This is a genomic window from Dactylosporangium sp. CA-052675 (genome assembly GCF_050947935.1).
Lineage (GTDB): Bacteria > Actinomycetota > Actinomycetes > Mycobacteriales > Micromonosporaceae > Dactylosporangium.
On sequence record NZ_CP192010.1, the window covers coordinates 4,496,003 to 4,515,334 of the forward strand.

General features: G+C 73.5%; 25 protein-coding genes. 11 read left to right on the plus strand and 14 right to left on the minus strand.

Going from position 1 to position 19,332, the window contains the following annotated elements:
- Positions 1-3 precede the first annotated feature (3 nt).
- The 10 genes from ACQP1P_RS20650 to ACQP1P_RS20695 are packed head-to-tail and all read right to left on the minus strand — an operon-like array spanning position 4 to position 5,359.
- The gene (locus tag ACQP1P_RS20650; RefSeq protein ID WP_433088450.1) at positions 4-366 is read right to left on the minus strand and encodes a gas vesicle protein K; all 363 of its coding nucleotides are present in this window, start codon (positions 364-366) and stop codon (positions 4-6) included.
- Positions 363-620: a gas vesicle protein gene (locus ACQP1P_RS20655; protein ID WP_433088452.1), complete on the minus strand. Its 258-nt coding sequence runs from the start codon at positions 618-620 to the stop codon at positions 363-365. The genes ACQP1P_RS20650 and ACQP1P_RS20655 overlap by 4 nt, the downstream gene beginning before the upstream one ends.
- The gene (locus ACQP1P_RS20660; RefSeq protein ID WP_433088454.1) at positions 617-1,387 is read right to left on the minus strand and encodes a GvpL/GvpF family gas vesicle protein; all 771 of its coding nucleotides are present in this window, start codon (positions 1,385-1,387) and stop codon (positions 617-619) included. The genes ACQP1P_RS20655 and ACQP1P_RS20660 overlap by 4 nt, the downstream gene beginning before the upstream one ends.
- Positions 1,380-1,718: a gas vesicle protein GvpJ gene (gene gvpJ / locus ACQP1P_RS20665; RefSeq protein WP_433088456.1), complete on the minus strand. Its 339-nt coding sequence runs from the start codon at positions 1,716-1,718 to the stop codon at positions 1,380-1,382. The genes ACQP1P_RS20660 and gvpJ (ACQP1P_RS20665) overlap by 8 nt, the downstream gene beginning before the upstream one ends.
- A gap of 1 nt (position 1,719) precedes the next feature.
- Entirely contained in the window at positions 1,720-2,055 is a 336-nt protein-coding gene (gene gvpO, locus ACQP1P_RS20670) for a gas vesicle protein GvpO (RefSeq protein ID WP_433088457.1), read from the minus strand.
- Positions 2,056-2,058: 3 nt separating this feature from the next.
- Entirely contained in the window at positions 2,059-2,307 is a 249-nt protein-coding gene (locus tag ACQP1P_RS20675; RefSeq protein WP_433088458.1) for a gas vesicle protein GvpG, read from the minus strand.
- 22 nt (positions 2,308-2,329) lie between these two features.
- Positions 2,330-3,088: a GvpL/GvpF family gas vesicle protein gene (locus ACQP1P_RS20680; RefSeq protein WP_433088459.1), complete on the minus strand. Its 759-nt coding sequence runs from the start codon at positions 3,086-3,088 to the stop codon at positions 2,330-2,332.
- 1 nt (position 3,089) lies between these two features.
- Complete coding sequence (gvpJ, locus tag ACQP1P_RS20685) at positions 3,090-3,497, minus strand: gas vesicle protein GvpJ (protein WP_433088461.1); 408 nt, start codon at positions 3,495-3,497, stop codon at positions 3,090-3,092.
- Between the two features lie 2 nt (positions 3,498-3,499).
- Positions 3,500-4,783 carry an SRPBCC family protein gene (locus tag ACQP1P_RS20690; protein ID WP_433088463.1) on the minus strand — a complete coding sequence of 428 codons (1,284 nt, stop codon included), beginning with the start codon at positions 4,781-4,783 and terminating at the stop codon, positions 3,500-3,502.
- 6 nt (positions 4,784-4,789) lie between these two features.
- Positions 4,790-5,359, minus strand: a complete 570-nt coding sequence (locus ACQP1P_RS20695) for a hypothetical protein (protein ID WP_433088465.1) — start codon at positions 5,357-5,359, stop codon at positions 4,790-4,792.
- A gap of 354 nt (positions 5,360-5,713) precedes the next feature.
- Between ACQP1P_RS20695 and ACQP1P_RS20700 the strand changes: the two genes are divergently transcribed.
- Positions 5,714-7,081 (plus strand): GAF domain-containing protein, encoded by a 1,368-nt coding sequence (locus ACQP1P_RS20700; protein ID WP_433088467.1) that lies wholly within the window; start codon positions 5,714-5,716, stop codon positions 7,079-7,081.
- A 306-nt stretch (positions 7,082-7,387) separates the two neighbouring features.
- Positions 7,388-8,092, plus strand: coding sequence for a hypothetical protein (locus tag ACQP1P_RS20705; RefSeq protein WP_433088469.1), 705 nt, complete (start codon positions 7,388-7,390; stop codon positions 8,090-8,092).
- A 52-nt stretch (positions 8,093-8,144) separates the two neighbouring features.
- On the opposite strand, the gene ACQP1P_RS20710 is transcribed toward ACQP1P_RS20705, so the two are convergent.
- The gene (locus ACQP1P_RS20710; protein WP_433088471.1) at positions 8,145-9,269 is read right to left on the minus strand and encodes an acyl-CoA dehydrogenase family protein; all 1,125 of its coding nucleotides are present in this window, start codon (positions 9,267-9,269) and stop codon (positions 8,145-8,147) included.
- 100 nt (positions 9,270-9,369) lie between these two features.
- Between ACQP1P_RS20710 and ACQP1P_RS20715 the strand changes: the two genes are divergently transcribed.
- From ACQP1P_RS20715 to ACQP1P_RS20755, 9 genes are all read left to right on the plus strand, one after another.
- Positions 9,370-10,305: a nuclear transport factor 2 family protein gene (locus tag ACQP1P_RS20715; RefSeq protein ID WP_433088473.1), complete on the plus strand. Its 936-nt coding sequence runs from the start codon at positions 9,370-9,372 to the stop codon at positions 10,303-10,305.
- Complete coding sequence (locus ACQP1P_RS20720) at positions 10,302-11,033, plus strand: nitroreductase family protein (protein WP_433088474.1); 732 nt, start codon at positions 10,302-10,304, stop codon at positions 11,031-11,033. The genes ACQP1P_RS20715 and ACQP1P_RS20720 overlap by 4 nt, the downstream gene beginning before the upstream one ends.
- Positions 11,030-11,737, plus strand: coding sequence for a nitroreductase family protein (locus ACQP1P_RS20725; protein ID WP_433088476.1), 708 nt, complete (start codon positions 11,030-11,032; stop codon positions 11,735-11,737). Before ACQP1P_RS20720 ends, ACQP1P_RS20725 begins: the two co-directional genes overlap by 4 nt.
- On the plus strand, positions 11,734-12,690 hold the full coding sequence (locus ACQP1P_RS20730; protein ID WP_433088478.1) for a zinc-binding dehydrogenase: 957 nt from the start codon (positions 11,734-11,736) through the stop codon (positions 12,688-12,690). The genes ACQP1P_RS20725 and ACQP1P_RS20730 overlap by 4 nt, the downstream gene beginning before the upstream one ends.
- The gene (locus tag ACQP1P_RS20735; RefSeq protein WP_433088480.1) at positions 12,687-13,400 is read left to right on the plus strand and encodes an enoyl-CoA hydratase/isomerase family protein; all 714 of its coding nucleotides are present in this window, start codon (positions 12,687-12,689) and stop codon (positions 13,398-13,400) included. Before ACQP1P_RS20730 ends, ACQP1P_RS20735 begins: the two co-directional genes overlap by 4 nt.
- 3 nt (positions 13,401-13,403) lie before the next feature.
- Entirely contained in the window at positions 13,404-13,871 is a 468-nt protein-coding gene (locus ACQP1P_RS20740; RefSeq protein WP_433088482.1) for a MaoC family dehydratase, read from the plus strand.
- A 390-nt stretch (positions 13,872-14,261) separates the two neighbouring features.
- Positions 14,262-15,050, plus strand: a complete 789-nt coding sequence (locus ACQP1P_RS20745; RefSeq protein ID WP_433088484.1) for a hypothetical protein — start codon at positions 14,262-14,264, stop codon at positions 15,048-15,050.
- 113 nt (positions 15,051-15,163) lie between these two features.
- Positions 15,164-15,355 carry an aldo/keto reductase gene (locus ACQP1P_RS20750; protein ID WP_433088486.1) on the plus strand — a complete coding sequence of 64 codons (192 nt, stop codon included), beginning with the start codon at positions 15,164-15,166 and terminating at the stop codon, positions 15,353-15,355.
- Positions 15,356-15,420: 65 nt separating this feature from the next.
- Complete coding sequence (locus ACQP1P_RS20755) at positions 15,421-17,028, plus strand: IS1182 family transposase (protein ID WP_433088488.1); 1,608 nt, start codon at positions 15,421-15,423, stop codon at positions 17,026-17,028.
- 218 nt (positions 17,029-17,246) lie between these two features.
- Here the strand turns inward: ACQP1P_RS20755 and ACQP1P_RS20760 are convergent, their stop codons facing one another.
- Genes ACQP1P_RS20760 through ACQP1P_RS20770 form a run of 3 tightly spaced genes read right to left on the minus strand, consistent with a single transcriptional unit; the run spans position 17,247 to position 19,296 of the window.
- Positions 17,247-17,762, minus strand: coding sequence for a flavin reductase family protein (locus ACQP1P_RS20760; RefSeq protein ID WP_433088490.1), 516 nt, complete (start codon positions 17,760-17,762; stop codon positions 17,247-17,249).
- Complete coding sequence (locus ACQP1P_RS20765; RefSeq protein ID WP_433088492.1) at positions 17,759-18,574, minus strand: VOC family protein; 816 nt, start codon at positions 18,572-18,574, stop codon at positions 17,759-17,761. Before ACQP1P_RS20765 ends, ACQP1P_RS20760 begins: the two co-directional genes overlap by 4 nt.
- The gene (locus tag ACQP1P_RS20770; RefSeq protein WP_433088493.1) at positions 18,571-19,296 is read right to left on the minus strand and encodes an enoyl-CoA hydratase/isomerase family protein; all 726 of its coding nucleotides are present in this window, start codon (positions 19,294-19,296) and stop codon (positions 18,571-18,573) included. The genes ACQP1P_RS20765 and ACQP1P_RS20770 overlap by 4 nt, the downstream gene beginning before the upstream one ends.
- Between the last annotated feature and the right edge of the window lie 36 nt (positions 19,297-19,332).

Below are 19,332 nucleotides of genomic sequence, written 5' to 3' on the forward strand. Positions count from 1 at the left end.
GGCTCACGGCCGCGGGGGCCGAGCACCGGGGTCGCCGGGCGGGTCGGGCAGCAGCGGCCCGAGCGGCCCGAGATCGATGTTGAGGTCCTCGGCCGAGAGCCCGAAGTGCTCGCGCAGCTCGTCCATGCGCTCCTCGAGGGCCATGAGCGTGGCCCCGATCTCCTCGATCTGGTCGTCGCTGAGGTCCCCGACGTCGATGCGGCGCAGCGCCTGCCGCTCCATCAGCTGCCGCAGCAGCTCCACGACGGTGAGCACCAGGCTGGCGAAGCCGCGCTCGACGGCGTCGCGGTCGACCTCGATCCGTTGCCGGCGGGCCGGGGGTGGGGCGCCTTCGCCTCGGCCTTCGTGCTCACCGAAGGCGGTCATGGCCGTCGTGGCGCTGCAGCGTCGGTCTGTCGCCTTGCGCCGGCCTCAACCTGTCGCGGTGCGCCGCCCTCTACCTGTCGCGGTGCGACGGTGGCGGCCGATGCGACGAGGGCGCGCAGCGAGATGTAGACCAGATCGACGCCGGCGATCGACAGGGTCACCTCGCCGGATATGACGACGCCGGCGCCGAGCACCCGGTCGAGCAGGTCGACGAGCGACACCGGCTGGGAGCGCATGACGGAGTCCGAGGTCATGGCGGTGCCGGTTCCGTGCTGGTGAACGAGTACGGCGGCCAGGGCCCGGTGAGCTCCAGGCGCAGCTCGGCGTGGCGGGCGGCCTGGGCGGCGACGAGGTCGGCGAACGGGCCGGCCCGGCTCCGGTCGACCAGGTAGGCGCCGTTGAGCACCATCGTCTCGGAGCGGCCGGACAGCCGGTGGTCCTGGGGCGGGTGCCGGCGCGCCGCCGCGGCGTCGGCGGCGAGGGCCTGGTGCGTCGCCTCGGCCCCCTCGGCGGCGCGCTGCCGCCACACGTCGTCGGCGGTCAGCCGGGCCCGGCGGCGCTCCAGGTAGGCGGTGCCGGGGCGGCCGGCGGCCGGGCCGTTGGGTTCGTCGGGCGGGGATGCGGGCGGTTCGGCGTACATCTTCACGCCCCACTCGGCCCGGCCGCCGACCCGGTCCAGGACCGCTTCGAGCTCCTCCCGGCGCTGCCGGAGCATCTCGCGGACGCCGGCGTCGTCGTGGTACACGGTGGCGAGGCGGGCCGGGACGACGGCGTGCTCGCGCGCGAGCGCGGCCACGACGGCGTGATGGGCCCGGGCCGCCCGGTCCAGCCAGGCGAGGTCCTCGAGGTTGCGGCGCAGCGCCTCCTCCCCGAACTCGGCGAGGTCGACGGGGCAGACGGCCGCGGCGAGAGCCCCGGCCGCGACCGTGCGCACGGCGCCGCCGGCGACCCCGGCGAGGCCGTCGACGGCGCCGGGCTCGAGGTCACGCGCCACGGCGTGCAGCCAGACTCCGTCACGCATCCCCGGCCTCCCCGTCGCCCTCCTCCAGCTCTGCGGTCACGGCGCCGGGCGCGAGCGGTTTGCGGGACTGCGAGCTGAGCCACGGGTCGTGCTCCCACCAGTCGATGCCCATCTGCCGGGCCGTGTCGACCGAGGCGACCACCAGCCGCAGCTTCACGGTGAGCAGCTCGATGTCGAGCAGGCTCACCCGGATGTCGCCGACGATGACGATGCCGCGGTCGAGGACGCGCTCCAGGATGTCCCCGAGGTTCGCCGGCTGGGGCCCGGCGGCGGCCGGCGTGCGGGCGGCGCCGGAGGCGAGCACGGACTCCGAGCGCTGATTCTGGCGCATCTCAGCCCACCTCCGAGTCGCCCTTGCCGCGCGAGAAGCGCCGGATGCGCCGCAGCCCGGTCAGTTCACCGTCCGCGGTGACCTGGGCCCGGTAGGTCGCCAGCATGTCGCCGGACGACGGGATGCGGCGGTCCTCGACGACCTCGATCTCCACGAGCCAGCCGCCGTCGTCGTCGGGCTCCAGGGCGGTGATGCCCGACGGCGACTTGCCGGTCAGCTCGGCGACGTCGCGCATGGCCGTCGCGGCGATCGTGCCCGGCGCCAGCGGCTCGCCTTCGTCGTCGTAGGTGTACCGGTCGTCGTCCTTGCCGTGGTTGTCGTCACGGGAACCGCGCACGGCTCAGCCCTCCTCCTCGGGGTTGCCGACCGGCCCCAGCAGGCGGCTGATCAGCTCCTGCTGGCGCCGGTCGGCCTCCGCGGGGTCGATCCGCCCGGCGGCGCGGGCCTCGTCGATCTGCTGGATCTGGCGCCGGATCACGCCCGGGTCGAACAACTCGTGGTTGACCTGGTCCCGGATCAGTTCGCCGGCCCAGACCACCACCCGCACCGGCGCGAGCGGGGCGGTCAGGATTGCGGTGATGAGGCCCATGATCGATCTCCGCCAATCTCCGTCACTCTCCCGGGCGCAGGTCCGACACGAAGTCGTACGGCGCGATCGGACCCAGCAGCCGGATGGTGATCTTTCCTTCCCGGTCCGCGGCCAGCTTCTCGACCGTCCGGACCAGGTCGCGTTCCCGGTCCACGCCGGTGAGCACGGCCACCGTGGCGGCCTCGTACTCACCGGTCGCCTCGCGGGTGACGACGCCGGCGGCCAGCGGCGCGACGGCCTCGGCCAGCGCCCGGCCGTCCGTCTGCCGGCGCGCCTCGATGGCCTCGTTGACGGCCTGGCCGAGGGCGATCCGCTCGCCGTGGACCGCCTCCTCCGGCCGGCCGCGGACCGCCGCCTGCAGCTGCCGGATCCGCGGGTCCTCCGCGAGCACGTCCTGCAGCACCGTGTCCTGCACGTACTGGGCGGAGACCACGTACTGCGCCTTGCCGTCCAGCTGCCGCAGCGCCGAGTCGAACTCGTCGTGGTGGGCCGCGAGCAGCTCGTCGATGACCGCCTGCCGGTCCGTCACCACCGCCCCGAAGCGCACCGGCAGCACCGGCACGACGGCGGCGGTCGCGTCCAGCAGCGCCTCGTGACCGAGCAGGTCGTCGGGCGTGCCGAGCGCACGGTCGAGGTTCAGCTCGCTCACCAGGGCCCCGATCCGCCCGTGGCGCACCACCGTGACGGGGGTCGAGTCGCCGCCGACGCCGCGGGCCGCGGGGTCCGCTTCGACGTCGGCCGGGACGATGCCGTAGACGTAGACGCCGGTGACGGCCGCCATGTCAGTCTCCCTCCCGTCGCCGCCGGCGGGGCGCCCGCTCGGGCTCCTCGTCGGGTTCGAGGATGTCGCGCACCTTCTCGCCGGCCGCCTCGAGCACGCCCTGCGCGCTGCCCTTCACCTTGTGCTTGGCGCCGCCCTGGGCCATGTCCCCCACGAGCTCCGGCAGCCCGGCCTTCTCCTGGGAGATGTCCAGCCGGTTGACCGCCTCGGCGAACCGCAGATAGGTGTCGACGCTGGCCACCACGATGCGGGCGTCGATGGTCAGCAGCTCGATGCCGACGAGCGAGACCCGCACGTACGCGTCGATGACGAGTCCCTTGTCGAGGATCGTGTCGATCACCTCGGCCAGCGACGTCGAGGTCGGCCGTTCGATGCCCGCGCCGCCGCGCGGCTGCAAGGACGTGCTCATCGTCAACTCCTCCGATCGCCGTTGCTCGGCTGCCGCCGGGTCCGCGCGGGCCGCTCCGCCCGCCTCGCCCGCTCAGCCCGCTCGGGGCGCTCGGGGCGCTCGGTGCGCTCGGGGCGCTCGGGGCGCTCGGGGCGCTCGGGGCGCTCGGGGCGCTCCGTCCGTCGCCGCGGCCGTACGGGCGGCTTCTCCTCCTCTGCTTCGTCCCGCTCTTCTTCGGGCTCCTCGCCTTCCTCGCCTTCCTCGCCTTCCTCGCCCTCTTCGCCTTCCTCGCCTTCCTCGGGCTCTTCGCCCTCTTCGCCTTCCTCGGGCTCTTCGCCCTCTTCGCCTTCCTCGGGCTCTTCGCCCTCTTCGCCTTCCTCGGGCTCTTCGCCCTCTTCGCCTTCCTCGGTCTCCTCGGGCTTCTGCTCCTCGGACTCCTCGGGCTTCTGCTCCTTGGACTTCTCGGCTTCCTCCTCTTCGCGCAGGGCGGTCTCGTGGTCCTTCACGACCTGGCCGTCGCGGATCTCGCCGCGCCAGCCCTCGACGTCCTCCTGGTTCATGACCGTCTGCGTCATGACGTGCCGCCGGAAGTGCTTGAACTCCAGCCGGGCCCGGCGGCCCTGGGCGCGCCACAGGTTTCCGGTGCGCTCGAACAGACCCTGCGGGTGGTACTCCATCGCCAGCATGATTCGCGTCAGGTTCGGCGCAAGCTCGTGGAAGGTGACCGAGCCGTCGACGTGGCCCTTGGCCCCCTTCGAACGCCAGACGATGTTGTAGTCCGGGATCTGCTGGACGATCGTGGCCTCCCAGGTGCGATGCGACCAGAAGACCTGGGCCTTCCAGGTGTTCTTCTCATCCGACTGCTGTTCGACGCTCTCGACCTTCTTCATGAAGCTCGGGAACTGGGCGAACTGCGTCCACTGGTTGTAGGCGACCTTCACCGGCACGCCGACGTCCTGGGTCTCCTCGATGTTGGTGAGCTTCAGCTTCTTGGGCTTGTTGCCCCGGCCGAACAGGCCCTTGACCTTCTCCTTGATGCCGGTGAACCCGCCGGAGAGCGCCGCCCGGGCCGGTGACTTGCCCTCGGCGAGCTTCTGGGCACCGGCCGCGGCGGCCTTGACCTTGGGTCCGCCCGATTGGCCGGCGTACTCGGTCAGGCGATCCGTCACCGAGCCGACCCGCTTGCCGACCGCATTGATCGCGCGGCGCCCGGCGGCCGCCGCCAGTCCTTGCAGCTGCTCCACCAGCAGTTGGCCGAGCTTCTCGCCGAAGCCGCTCGTGGCTCGCCCACTCGCTTGTCCAGCCATGGTCCGTTAACCCTCTCCGCGTCGGCGCACCGGCGGACGGCGACCCCGTCGCCGGCCGGCCGTCACCAGCTCCTCGTCCTCGTCCTTGTCCCGGTCCTCTTCTTCGTCCTCGTTTTCCTCGTCCTCGTCCTCGTCCTCGTCCTCGTTCTCGTCGTACTCGTCCTCGTCCGGCTCCTGGGCCTTCGGCCGCGGGCGGCGGGCGCCACCGGCGGCGCGTGCCCGGCGGGCGGGGGTCTCCTCGGGCTCCTCCTCTTCCTCCTCCTCGGGCTCCGGCTCCTCGGCGACCTTGCCGGCCCGTTCGCGCAGCCGGTCGCTGAGCGAGCCGATCCGGCCGGTGACAGCGGTTCGCGCGGCGTCCTTCGCGGCCGAGACCAGCGGTGCGCCCATCTCGCCGAGCTTGCCGACCTCCGGCGTCGACTTCAGGGCGCGAAGGCCGTGGTCCAGCAGCGCACCGGGCCGGGTGAGCCGGCCGGACATGGCGGCCGCGGCCAGTAGCAGGCCCCAGCGAAGTTTGCGCTGGCGCCCGAGCAGATAACCGGCTCCGGCCGCCAGGGCAACCTGTGTCTTGCAGTTCATGGCCTCTCCCTCGGCGTGTGGCCGACCGGCACCTGGCCTGTACGACGCCGTCGCGGTGGACGGCCGGCGTGAAGATGAACTGACGTGTGAGCCTTACAAGAGCGGCCAGCTACCCCCAGCCCCCCGGGTGAAACCGTGAACGGTTCGCCGGCCCGGCCGCCGCCCGGCCGCCGTCCGTGTGGTAACCGGCCGCCTCGCGGCCCGGAGATCGGCCGATCGGCGCCGTTCGCTGGCCGTCCGACTGCACCATCGAGCCGATCGGTCGATGCGATCCGGGTATCGCCGCGCCGTCGAATGAATAGTCAGTCGTCGCTGTCTGCCGGCGCGGCCGATCGGACCGGCCGGGAGGATGCCGTGATCGACGTGGTCAACGCCGCCGCGGTGGTGCGGGACGTGGCCCGGCTGCATGCGGTCGTCGCCACCGGCCTGCATGCGCAACCGACGCCGTGGTGCGACCGCCTCGCCGAGCTGGCGAGCCGGATACTCCAGGTGCCGATCGTCCTGCTCGTCCTGGTGGAGCGGAGCCGGCAGATCATGCCCGGATCGGTCGGACTGCCCGAGCCGTGGCAGCGGCGGCGGGAGACGCCGCTGACCCACTCCATCTGCCAGTACGTCGTCGGCTCCGGCCGCCTCCTCGCGGTCGCCGACGTGCGGCGCGACCCGGTCCTGCACACCAACCACGCCATCCGTGACCTCGGCGTCGTCGCCTACGCGGGCTCCCCGCTGCTCGGCCCCGGCAACCAGGTCGTGGGCGCGCTGTGCGCCATCGACGTCAAGCCCCGCACGTGGACCGAGGCGGAGCTGAGCACCTTGCACCGGCTCGCGGCCCGGTGCGCGACCCGGCTCGGGGTGCCGGCCGATGCCCGGCCGGCCGGCCGCGACAGTGGCGGCGCGCTGTGGAAGCCGACCTTCCCGCCGGCCCTGACCCTGGACCGGAGGCCACCGGCGGCCGGCGGGACCGGCGAGCTCGCCCTGGCCGGCCGCTGGAACGGCGAGCCCGTCACCGCGATCGTCCGGACCGCGGACAGCCCCGGTGCCCTGCGCCGGTTCCGCCGCCGCGCCGAGATCGCCGTGGCGATGCGCCGCGACCCGCCCCGGGTGCCGGTCGAGGAGCATCGCTGGCACGACGATCGCGTCCTCGTCGTCACCCGGGCCGTGGGCGAACCGCTGCACCAGCCCCCCGGCCGCCGCCCGCGGCTCGGCGGCGCCGACTGGGCGGCGGTCGTGCGCACCGCTGCGCTGCTGTCGACCTGGCAGCCCCCGGCCGAGGACGCCCGGCGATGGACCGTCGACTACACCGCCTGGATCGACCGGCACGAACGCGCGGGCCGCCTCACGCCCGACGAGGCCGGGCGGCTCACCACGCTGCTGCACCGCTGCGAGCGGGACCGGACCTTCGCGCACGGCGATCTCACCCTGCGCAACGTCATCCGGCTCCCGTCACGCCGGCTCGCGCTGACCGGCTTCGCCGACGGCGGGATGTACCTCGCCGGGCTCGACCTCGCCGCGCTCGCGCACATGGCTCCCGACGCGGCGGGCCGCCGGGCGGTGCTGCAGCGCGCGGTCGACGCCGACATCGTCGAGCCGTTCGCCGTCAACCTGCTGCTGCGCGCGGCGGGCCAGGCCGCCCTCGCGCGTCCCGGGGCCTCGGCCGACCGGCTCGCCGGGCTGCTCCGCGCCCGCCACGACGCCCTTCGTCTGCTGCGCGACCTCGGCGTGTGACGGTCTGTCCCGCCGCGGGCGGGGCGCCCGCGGCCCCGCCCGCCGTCGTGTCGGACATCATCGGAATTTTCCCGTTGCCGTGCCGATCGGACTTCGGCGCGGCGATCCGGTGACTACCCGGCCGGCGCCGCCGAACCTCACACCACCGGGCGATGTGACGACCTGGCACCGGCGGGCCCGGTGCGAAGGCCGCGCCCGGTGCGGTGCCGACCAGGTCCTCGAATCCGTCGCCGCTGCCGCCCGCCCATGCACGGCTCACGAGACGAGGGACATCACGGCAGCGGCGGCCGTGATATGAACGGCACCGTGGTGGAACCGGAGATCATCGACAACGGCGACGACGACGAGCCGCTTCCGGGCGGTGGGCGGCCCTTTCCCATCCTGCTCGTCGCCGGTGCCGTCGCGTTCCTGGTGCTCGCGGTCGCCGCGGTCTACATCGGCGTCCAGGTGTACTCCGGCCATCAGGCGGAGGCTGAGCGGGCGGCCGAGGACGCCGCGCCGCGGTCGCCGGCGCCGAGCCGGTCGTCCTGTCTGGACCTGCACGACTACGGGTGCGACCCGGCCCGGCGGCTGCCGGTCACCCTCGATCAGCTGATGGAGGCGCAGCGTTTCACCGCGCCCCCCGAGTGGGTCAACACCTCGGGCACGCACACGTTCAGCATGCCGGCGCTCACCGACCAGCCCGGCACCGCGGCCGGGCGGCTCACCGTCGAGCACGCCCACCAGGTCGTGTACTCGGTCCGGTGCGAAGCCAACTCGACCGGGACGACGCCGCTGACGCCGGTCGAAATCGGCTACCTGAAGCTGTGCGGCAACGCGGCGCTGCCCGGCAACGACCCGGCGGCCGGCGGCGCGGTCCAGTGGCTGGCGAACAACATCCATGTGGCCCCGAACGGGCTGGTCGCGCGGTACCAGTGCGGCGGGGTCGCGTTCTCGCTGCACATCAGCGCGTTGCAGGCCGAACTCGACATCACCGTCCCGGACGATCGCAAGTACTGCGGCGCGGCCTGAGCGGGCGAATTGCTGCCTGCCACGGCGGCGAACGTGACAGCGCGCTACGCCGCTAGTCCTTGAGCAGCTGCCGCGCCATCACGATGCGCTGGATCTGGTTCGTGCCCTCGTAGATCTGCGTGATCTTCGCGTCGCGCATCATGCGTTCCAGCGGGAAGTCGCGGGTGTAGCCGTAGCCGCCCAGCAGCTGCACCGCGTCCGTCGTCACGGCCATGGCCACGTCCGAGGCGAAGCACTTCGCGGCCGCGCCGAAGAAGGTCAGGTCCGCCGCCTCGCGCTCCGAGCGGCCCGCCGCCGCGTAGGTCAGCTGGCGCGCCGCCTCCAGCTTCATGCCCATGTCGGCGAGCATGAACTGGACGCCCTGGAAGTCGGCGACGGGCCGGCCGAACTGCCGGCGCTCGCGCACGTGGTCGCGCGCGTGGTCGAGGGCGCCCTGCGCGATCCCGACGGCCTGGGCGGCCACGGTGATGCGGGTGTGGTCGAGGGTGCGCATCGCCGTGGTGAACCCGGTGCCCGGCTCGCCGATGATGCGGTCGGCGGGGATGCGGACGCTGTCGAGGTACACCTCGCGCGTCGGGCTGCCCTTGATGCCCAGCTTCTTCTCGGGGGCGCCGAAGCTCACGCCCGCGTCCGAGCGCTCGACCACGAAGGCGGAGATGCCCGAGTCGGTCGCGGCGAAGACGGTGTAGTACCGCGCGACGCCCGCGTTGGTGATCCAGCGCTTGACGCCGTCGAGGACCCACGCGTCGCCGTCGAGCACCGCGCGGGTCTTCATGCTCGCCGCGTCGCTGCCCGCGTCGGGTTCGGAGAGGCAGTACGCGAACATCGCCTCGCCGCGCGCGACCGGCGGCAGGTAGCGCTCGCGCAGCGCGGGCGACCCGGCCAGGAGCAGGGGCATGGTGCCCAGCTTCGCGCCGGCGGGGATCAGTGACGACGCGGCGCAGGCCCGGGCGACCTCCTCGACCACGATGACCGTGGCGAGGGCGTCCGCGCCGGCGCCGCCGTAGGCCTCGGGGATGTGCGGGGCGTGGAAGTCGGCGGCGCGCAGGGCGTCGAAGGAGGCCTGCGGGAACTCGCCGGTCTCGTCCGCGGCCGCGGCGTTGGGGGCGACCTTGTCGGCGCAGAGCGCGCGCACGGCCGCGCGGATGGCGTGATGCTCCTCGGACAGCTCGAACACGGCCGGACAGTACCAGCCGGTCGGTATGCAACGGCAGTCTTGTATCGGCCCAGGTCGCGTGGTAGATACCTTCCAGTCGGTATTAATAACGGAGGGTGCGGTGACCAGGGCTACCCGGGCGGGCATGGAGTTCATCAGCGCGCTCGACCAGGGCAGCCTCGGCGGGCTCGGCCGGCTCTGCGCGCCCGGGGCGACCTGGTGGGTCGACACCGGACCCGACCGGCTCGGCGGTGACCCGCGCCGCGCCCCGCAGGGCAGCGGCCGCTTCCCGCTGCACGGGCTCATGGCGATGGACCGCAAGCTCGCCCTCATGCGCGACCAGGGGCCGGGAGCGTTCCCGTCCGGGTGCCGGCAGATCCCGCGCCGCGTGGTCGTCGGCGACGACTGGTGCGTCATCGAGGTCGACGGCCACGGCGTGCACGCGAACGGGCGCACCTACGCCAACCGCTACGGCTTCGTCTTCGACGTCGACGAGCGGGGCGCGATCACGTCCGTGCGCGAGTACCTGGACACCATGCACGCCCAGGACGTCATCGGCGACGGCGAGCCCGTGCCCCGCACCGGCCTGGAGCGGGTGCCCGAGGCCGGCGAGCCGCTGCCGGAGCCCGTGGCGGCGATGTGGCCGGCGCTGGCCCGCGGGGACATCGACGCGTTCGCGGCGCTGTTCGCCGACGACGCCACCTGGTGGACGGACTCGGGGCGGGACCGGCGGCGCGGGCGCCACCACGGCCGGGGCGACATCGACGCGAACGGCCCGTTCCACGGCACGGTCGCGATGGCCGACAAGCTCGCCCAGATGCGCCGGCGACTGGCCGGCGGCGCGTACCGCTCGGCCGCCGTCACCGTGACCCCGCACCGCTGGCTCGCCGACGACACGCTGATCGCCATCGAGGCGAGCGGCGACGCGCTGCTGCGCGACGGCGGGCGGTACCAGAACCGCTACCTGTGGATCGTCGACGTCCGCGATCACAGGATCGCCGCGGTCCGGGAGTACTGCGACACCCTGCACCTCGCCGACCTGATGGGCCTGCTGTGAACTCCAACGACCTGCGCCACGTGCTGACCACGACCCGCGCGATCCGGCGCCGGCTCGACTACGACCGGCCCGTGGACCTCGCGGTGCTCGGCGAGTGCCTGCAGCTCGCTCTGCAGGCCCCCACCGGCGGCGGGGCCGAGGACTGGCGCTGGGTGGTCGTCGCCGATCCCGCGCTGAAGGCCGATCTCGCCGCGCTGTACCTCGAGGCCTACCTCGAACACGTCCACAAGCCCCTGCACAGCGCCGAGGGCACCGCCCACCGCACGGTGCGGGGCCGCCTCGGCGGCGTCGGCGCCGACGGCCGGGTCGACCCGAGAACCGCGCGGATCCTCGACGGGGCCGAGCACCTGGCGCACAACATCGGCCGGGCGCCGTACCTCGTCATCCCCTGCGCCACCCGCCCGAACCCGGCGCACGGCGGCGCGGGCACGCACTCGGCGGTGTACGGCTCGCTGTACCCGGCGATCTGGCAGTTCAACCTGGCGCTGCGGACCCGCGGGCTCGGCACCTGCATCACCACGCTGCACCTGCACCACGCCGAGCGGGCCGCCGCGCTGCTGGGCATCCCCGCCGACGCGCTGCAGATCACGCTGCTGCCCGTCGCGTACACCGTCGGCACCGACTTCCGCCCCGCCGCCCGCCGCCCGGTCGGCGAGGTCGCGTACCTCGACCGGTGGGGCACGCCGCTGCCCTACGAGGACCAGCCCTGGGGAGAGACCCACGCATGAGCGATCCCGTCATCCGCGACATCGACGAGGTGCTGAGCACCACCCGCGCCGTGCGCCACCGCATGGACTTCGACCGGCCCGTCGGCCGCGAGGTCGTGGAGGAGTGCCTGCGCCTCGCCCAGCAGGCGCCGATGGGCTCCAACCTCGAGGACTGGCGCATCGTCTGCGTCGACGATCCGGTCCTCAAGGGCAGACTTTCGCAGCTGTACTCCGAAGTCTGGTACGAAACCGTCGAGGCGCCTCTGGCCAGCGGCGAGGCCGCGACCGTCACGCGCCTGTCCCCGTCGGTGCGCCCCGACCCCGTCGCCGCGGCGCGGCAGCAGCGGGTGCTCGCGGCGGTGAAGTACCTCGTCGACCACCTCGCCGAGGTGCCGGTGCTCGTGATCCTGTGCAGCACCAAGCCGATCCCCGAGCGGCCGGTCGGCGGGGCCGCGTCCGGCTACTACGGCTCCGTCTTCCCGTTCGCGTGGTCCTTCCAGCTCGCCCTGCGCTCGCGCGGGCTCGGCTCGGTGATGGCCACCGCGATGGCGCACAAGGCCCGCAAGGTCCAGGCGGTGCTGGGCCTGCCCGACGACTGGCGCCCGATCACGCTGCTGCCGGTGGCGTACACGAAGGGGCTGGACTTCCGCCCCGCCGCCCGGGCGGACCTCGCCGACGTGGCCTTCTGGAACGGTCCGGCCGAGCCCGCCGGGGCGTCGGCGTGAGGGCCGCCTACGTCGCCGAGCCGTCGGCCGAGGACCCGGCCGGCGCCGTGCGCGTCGGCGAGGTGCCGGTGCCCGAGGCGCCCCCGGGCTGGGTCGGCGTCGACGTGCGCGCCGGCGCGCTCAACATGCACGACGTGTTCACTCTGCGCGGCGTGACGACGCCCGCGGGCCCCGGGCCGCACGTCATCGGCAGCGACGCCGCGGTTGTCCACAATGGACGGGATTTCGTGGTGTACCCCGTGCTGCCGGCCGACAGCGGGGGCCGCACGGTCGCCCACGCCACCCTGCTGCCCGACGCCGGGCACGGCGTCCTCGCCGAGCGCATCGTGGTGCCCGAGGCCCACCTGGTGCCCAAGCCGGCCGGGCTGTCCTGGGAGGAGGCGGCCTGCCTGCCGACCGCGTGGCTGACCGCCTACCGGATGCTGTTCACCAAGGCGCAGGCCGGTCCCGGGCGGATCGTGCTCGTCCAGGGCGCCGGCGGGGGAGTCGCGACCGCCGCGACCGCCCTCGCCGCCGCGGCCGGCGCCACGGTCGTCGTCACGTCCCGCTCGGCGGCCAAGCGCGAGCGGGCCCTCGCCCTCGGCGCGAGCGCCGCGCTGGATAGCGGGGCCCGGCTGCCGCGGCTCGCCGACATCGTGGTCGAGACCGTCGGGCCGGCCACGTTCGAGCACTCGATGGCCTCGACGCGGGCCGGCGGGACCGTCGTCGTCTGCGGCGGCTCGACCGGCTTCACCGCGCCGCTGCACCTGGCCCGGCTCTTCGCCCGCGAGGTGACCGTGTGCGGCTCGACGATGGGCACGCTGGAGGAGTTCCGGGCGCTGGTCGGGTTCGTGGACGCGCACGGCATCCGGCCCGCGGTGGACAGCACCGTGGAGCTCGACGGCGTCGGGCGGCAGGCCGGGCGCATGCTCGCCGGGGACGCGTTCGGCAAGCTCTGCGTGCGCGTGTCATGAGCGGGCCCGTCGAGATTTCCCGGCGCGGGGGCGCGCTGTGGGCGCGCATCGACCGTACCGATGCCGCCAACGCCTGCGGGTCGGCGGTCATGGCGGGGCTGGAGTCGTGGCTGGCCCGCGCCGGCGAGCCCGGCGTGCGCGCGCTCGTGCTCACCGGGACCGGGCGGCACTTCTGCGCCGGCGCCGACATGGTCGAGGGCACGGCGCTGCTCGGCGACCAGCCGGCCCTGCGCGCGTACCTCGACCGCGGCCGCCGGCTGGTGCGCGCGGTGCGGGACAGCCCGGTGCCGACCATCGCCGCGGTCAACGGCGTCGCCTTCGGGGGCGGCCTGGAGCTGCTGCTGGCGTGCGACCTCGCGATCGCCGCCGACACCGCCCGCATCGGCGACCGGCACATCGCCGCCGCCCAGGTGCCCGGCTGGGGCTCCAGCGTGCTGCTGCCCCGCGCGATCGGCCCGGCCGCGGCCCGCCGCCTGCTGCTCACCGGCGAGACCTGGACCGGCCTGGAGGCCATGGCCAACGGCCTGGTCAGCGAGTGCGTGCCGGCCGCGGCGCTGCCGGAGCGGGTCACCGCGCTCGCCGAGCACCTGGCGTCCCTCGACCCCGCGGCCGTGGCGCGCATGCTGCGCGTGGCCCGTCCCGTCATCGACGAGGCGGAGTGGGACCGCGAGTGGCAGACCCTCACCGAGCATCTCGCGTCCCAGGAGTAGCCCATGCGCACCCCGCACAAGACCACCGTCGCGAACCCCGCCGCCCTGCTGGAACTGGTCGGCGCCGAGCTCGGCGCGAGCGCAACCCGGAGCATCACGCAGGACCAGGTGAACACCTTCGCCGACGTGACCGGCGACCACCAGTGGATCCACGTGGACGTGCAGCGCGCCCGCTCGGGCCCGTTCGGGACGACCATCGTCCACGGCTTCTTCACCCTGGCCCTCGTCCCGCTGCTGCTGGCCGACATCCTGGAGGTCGAGTCGTACTCCATGGGCGTCAACTACGGCCTGGACCGCGTGCGGTTCGTGAAGCCGCTGCCGCCCGGCACCGAGATCCAGGCGACCGCGACCCTGGTCTCGGCCACCCCGATCGACGGCGGCGTCCAGGCGAAGGCCGCGGTCGTGGTCGAGTTCGCCGCCGACGGGCAGACCTGCTGCGCCGCCGAGTCGGTGTTCCGCTACTACGCCTGACCCTGCGATCCGGCCGGGCCGGGCACCGCCACCGCGCCCGGCCCGCACCGGCATCGCGCGCGTCGGCCCGTCGCGCGGCCCCGGGCTCGCACCCGGTCAACGATGTCCGGGGAGGTCCGCGCTGAAGAGGCCGTCCAGGACGAGGTGCGGCAGCGGCCGGGTCCGGTCCGGCGCGGCCCGCCCCATGGCGCCGGTGAGCTGCAGGAAGGCGCCCGGCTCGGCGTCGGCGCGCAGGGTGCTCCCGGACTTGCCGCGTCCGCTGCCTCGCCGGGTAGCGGCTGCTGCCGCTTTCCCGACAGCACAAGTCGTTCGTTAGTGGGTTGCAAGTCGCCACTTCTAGCCTCCTGACAGGCCGCGATCGCCGGGCCCGTCAATTGGAGGACAGACATCATGAAGCACATAACGGTCGTACTCTCCGGAGCCGTCGTGCTCACCGCGCTCGCCGGCTGTGGCGTCGAGATCCCTTCGACACCCGGCAACGCCCGACCGGTGTCGGCGGCCCCGTCGCGGCCGCCGAAGGAGGTCCTCACCGACTCGCTGCAGGTGCTGGACCGCACGGCGTACAACTTCGCGATCAAACAGGGCGACAAGAGCGGCGGTGGCCGCGTCGACCCCGGCGCCCACGCCGCCTTCCTGGAGCAGGGCGGCGACGTGGCCTTGCCCGACGGCAGCACCATCCACGTGTCGGTCGCCTACACGATCGTGGCTCCCGACTTCTACCTCCAGGCCGACTTCGGCGAGCAGATCAACCAGCACTACGGCATGGTCCCGGGCACCTGGATGAAGATCGACCAGAAGAAGATCACCGGCACCGCGATCCCGATCGACGAGGCCGGCAATCCGGAGCCCGGCATCGGCGCGCTCCTGGCCACCCTCGGGGACGTGCAACGCCCCGACAAGACCCGTCTGGCCGGCACCGTCGACCTGACCGGCGTCGAAGGCATCATGGCCCCGAGCGAGCAGGCCGTGAAAAACGCCGGCGCCAAGGCGTCGGCCGTCCCCTTCACCGCCACGCTCGACGATCGCAACCGCCTGACCGGCATCCACATCGACGGCTCCAAGCTCGACAAGAACCTGAGCACGGAGCTGACGTTCACGGGCTACGGCTCGGTCGCCCCGATCACCGCCCCGGCCAACGCGGTCGCCGCCCCCGACGCGGTCTACGAGCTCATCGGCTGACCCGCCCCGACGCCACCACCCCGGCTCGGACGCCGGGGTGGTGGTCTTCTCGAGCCGTTCAGCGGTCGCGGGCGCGCTCGTGGCCCTGGGAGTGCCAGACGGCATGCAGGAGCGTGTTGTTGAACTGCTGCAGCGAGCGCAGCGGCGTCAGCCGGGCCCAGGCCGCCCTGGCCTGGTTGCGCGGGAACCCGGTCGTCACCGCCCCGCTCGTCGGCGCCGACACGATCGCCCAGATCGACGACGCCGTGGCCTCGCTGGACATCGAGCTCACCGGCGCGGCGGCCGCGGCCCTGCGGCGGCCCTAGGAGACCGCTGATTAATCCGGCGTGCCGGGTATCCGCTTTGATCGGGTTTGGTCGATAATTGGTGGGTGCAGGGTCGTTCTGGTTCCGGCCGTGAGTTGTTGGACACCGCGTCGTTGGTGGGGCATCTGGTCCCGGCGGGCGGTGTGTACGCGTTCCTGGCTGAGCATCGGGGTGTGGTCTTCCCGGACGGGATGTTCGCTGATCTGTTCCCGTCCGGGCGGGGTCGCCCGTCGGTGCCGGCCGACGTGATCGCGTCGGTGCTGCTGTTGCAGACCCTGGAGGATCGTTCCGATGCTGAGGCGATGACGGCGCTGCGGTGTGATCTGCGGTGGAAGGTCGCGTGCGGGCTGCCGATCGACCATGCCGGGTTTCACCCGACGACGTTGACGCTGTGGCGTCACCGGTTGCGGGCCTCGGACCGCCCGGACCGGATCTTCGAAGCGGTCCGGGCCGTGATCACCGTGACGGGGGTCCTGACGGGCAAGACCCGCCGGGCCCTGGACTCGGTGGTCTTCGACGATGCGGTGGCCACGCAGGACACGGTGACCCAGTTGATCGCGGCGATGCGGCGGGTGCGGCGCGAGGTTCCCGGCGCGGCCGCGGTCATCGCCGCGTCCTGCCACGCCCATGACTGGGATGATCCGGGCAAGCCGCGGATCGCCTGGGACGACAAGCCGGCCCGCGACGCGCTCGTCTCCGCGCTCGTCGTGGACGCGGCCACGGTCGTGGACGCGTTCACCGGCCCCGGCGCCGGCCGGGACACGGTGGACGAGCGGGCCGGGCATGCCCTGGCGCTGCTGGCGTTGGTCGCCGGGCAGGACGTTGAACCGGCCGAGGGTTCCGACGGCACCGACGGGCGGTGGCGTATCGCCCGCCGCGTCGCACCCGAGCGGGTCATCTCCACCGTCGATGTCCAGGCCCGGCACGTCCACAAAACCGTGCACCACCGGCAGGACGGCTTCAAAGGCCACGTCATCATCGAACCGGACACCGGCCTGTTCACCGGCGCGACCCTGACCGAAGCCGCCGGTGAGGCCAACCACGAAGCCGTCATCGGCCTGGACCTCCTCGGCCAGGACCGCGGCCAGACCCTCGCCAACGGCACCGGCAACGCCGGGTTCGACATCCTCGCTGACAGCGCCTACGGCACCGGCGACGCCCGCGCCGCGCTCACCGCCGCCGGTCACACCGCGATCATCAAACCCGGGCCGCTACGCCCGGCCGTACCCGGCGGGTTCACCCTCGACGACTTCACCGTCGACGAACCAGCCGGCACCGTCACCTGCCCCAACGGCCTGACCCGACGACTCACCGCCAATCGCACCGCAACCTTCGGCGCCGGCTGCCGCGGCTGCCCGCTACGCCAACGATGCACCACCGCCAAAGACGGCCGCACCATCACCCTGCACCACCACCACCACGCGTTGCTACGCGCCGCCCGCCACGACTGGGCCACCAACCCGGCCACCCGCGACACCTACCGCCGGCACCGGCCCATGGTCGAACGCTCCATCGCCTGGCTCATCGGCCCGAAAGGCCGCTGCCGCAAACTGCGATACCACGGCACCGCCACCAACACCTGGTGGCTACGCACCCGCATCGCCGCACTGAACCTCCGCCGCCTGCTCAACCTCGGCCTCACCCACCACCACACCGGCTGGACCCTCACCTGAACCCACCCACGGGCTGGGCCGGCTACGCCGGCCCAGCCCGCAACTCCACACGGAACCGGGCATCCGCAACCACCTCCAGTCCAAAGGACCGGATAAATCAGCGGTCTCCTAGACCCCGCGGTACGACTGGCAGGGCGTCTCCGACGAGGCCGAGATGCAGCGCATCCGCGACAGCATCCCGGGCTACGCCAACGCCTGAGCGCGCACCGCGCCGCGGGTCACTCCGCGACGTCGGCGTTCGGGGCGACGAACCGGCCCCGGTAGAACGACAGCGCGGGGACCCGGGACGCCTTGAGGTGGACGTGGTCGATGTCGAGCAGGACGATCACGTGGTCGCCGCTCGTGATGACCTCGTCGCGCCGCCCGGCCAGGACGGCCGGGGTGGCGGGCAGGAGGGGCACGCCGTCGGGGCCCGCGACCCAGGCGACGCCGTCCAGCTTCTCGGGGCCGGTCAGGCCCGACGTGGCGAAGCGCCGGGCCACGTCCTCCTGCTCCTGGCTCAGGATGTGGATCGCGATGCGCTGCGACTCCATCAGCACGCGGAAGCTCGACGAGGAGGTCGCGACGCAGAACAGGACCTTCGGCGGGGTCAGCGACACCGAGGTGAAGGAGTTCACGGTCAGCGCGGCCACGGCACCGTCGGTCGCGACGGCGGTCACCGCGGTCACCCCGGTGGGGAAGTGCCCGCAGACCTGACGGAACTCGGCCGAGTCGAACAAGGGCTCAGTCATCATCGTTGCACCGCCGGGTCGGAGGGGTGATCGGGGCGCAGGCCGCCTTCGAGTTCGATCAGGCACAGCGTGTGCCCGCCGGGGTCCTTCACCAGCTGCAGGCGGCCGTGGGGGCTGTCGACCGGGCCGACGGTCGGGGTGCCGCCGAGCGCGGTGACGCGGGCGAGGGCCGCGTCGAGGGACGCGACCGTGAAGTACGTGATCCACTTCGACGGCAGCAGGTTCGGCCACTCGTTGTCCAGCTCCAGCACGCCCGCGACCGGGACCTCGCCGAGCATGAGCACGGTGTAGGGGCGGGCCGTGGGGGAGTCGTCGCGCTGCTGGGTGGTGTAGCCGAAGAGGGAGCGGTAGTACCGCACCGAGCGCTCCGGCTCGCCGGTGTTCAGCTCGTTCCAGCACAGGGCGCCGACCGAGTTCAGGGCCTGGACGCCGGCCCGCGACTCGCCCTGGTAGAGGCCGAAGACCGCGCCGAACGGGTCGACGACGACCGCGCCGGTGCCGGCGGCCGGCAGGTATCGGGGCCGGGTGACCAGCTCGCCGCCGAGGTCGGCCGCCTGGCGGGCGGAGCGCTCGATGTCGTCGACGGCGAAGTAGGTGATCCAGCCGCGGGGGCGGCCGCCGTGCAGGGCGGCGGCGTCGGAGATGCCGGCGACGTCGCGGCCGTCGATGCTGCACATCCGGTACGTCCCGCTGCCGAGCGGCTCGTGACGTACCGACCAGCCCAGCAGGGCCGCGTAGAACTGCTCGGCCTTGTCCGGGTCGGGGGTGCACAGCTCGACCCAGACGGCCTCACCGGCGTGGAAGCGGTGGTTCATGCGTGAACCTCCCGGGAGGTGATGGTCGCGGCGGAGATCTCGTAGGCGCGCTCGGGGCTGCCGGTGGCCAGGCTGGCCTCGACGACCCCGACGACGCCGCGCAGGGTGTCGCCCGGCACCGCGGCGAGGGCGGCGACGACCTCGTCCACCGCGGCGTCGAGGTCGTCGTCGGCGACCACGCGGGCGACCAGGCCCCAGCCGAGCAGGTCGGCCGCGGTGGCCTCGGTGACGCCGGTCAGCAGCGCGTAGGCCTGCGGGCGCGGCAGCCGCCGGGCGATCGTGAAGCCGACGCCGGCCGGGGCGAAGCCGAAGCGGACCTCGGGCAGCGTCAGGCGGGCGTTCTGCCCGGCGATGGGCAGGTGCAGCGCGGCGAGCAGCCCGGCACCGAAGCCGATGACCCGGCCGCGGACGGCGGCCACGACCGGGACGGGCAGGTCCCGGATGCGGCCGAGCTGGGTGTCGCTGTCGCGCAGGCCGGCCGCGACCGACTCCGCCGTCGCGCCCGCGAGGCCGGCGAACGAGGAGGTGTCCCAGCCGCCGCAGAAGTGCCGCCCGGCCATGTCGAGCCGCACGACCGCGCAGGCCGGCTCGGCCGCCGCGGCCTGCATGGCGGCGACCAGCTCGCGCAGGGCGTGGTCGTCGAAGGCGTTGCCGCGCCCGGCGTTGTCGAAGCCCACCCGGGCGACGCGGCCGTCGTGTTCGCGGGTCAAGGAGATGGGCACGGCGGGATCATACATACCAGTCGGTATGAAGGCAAC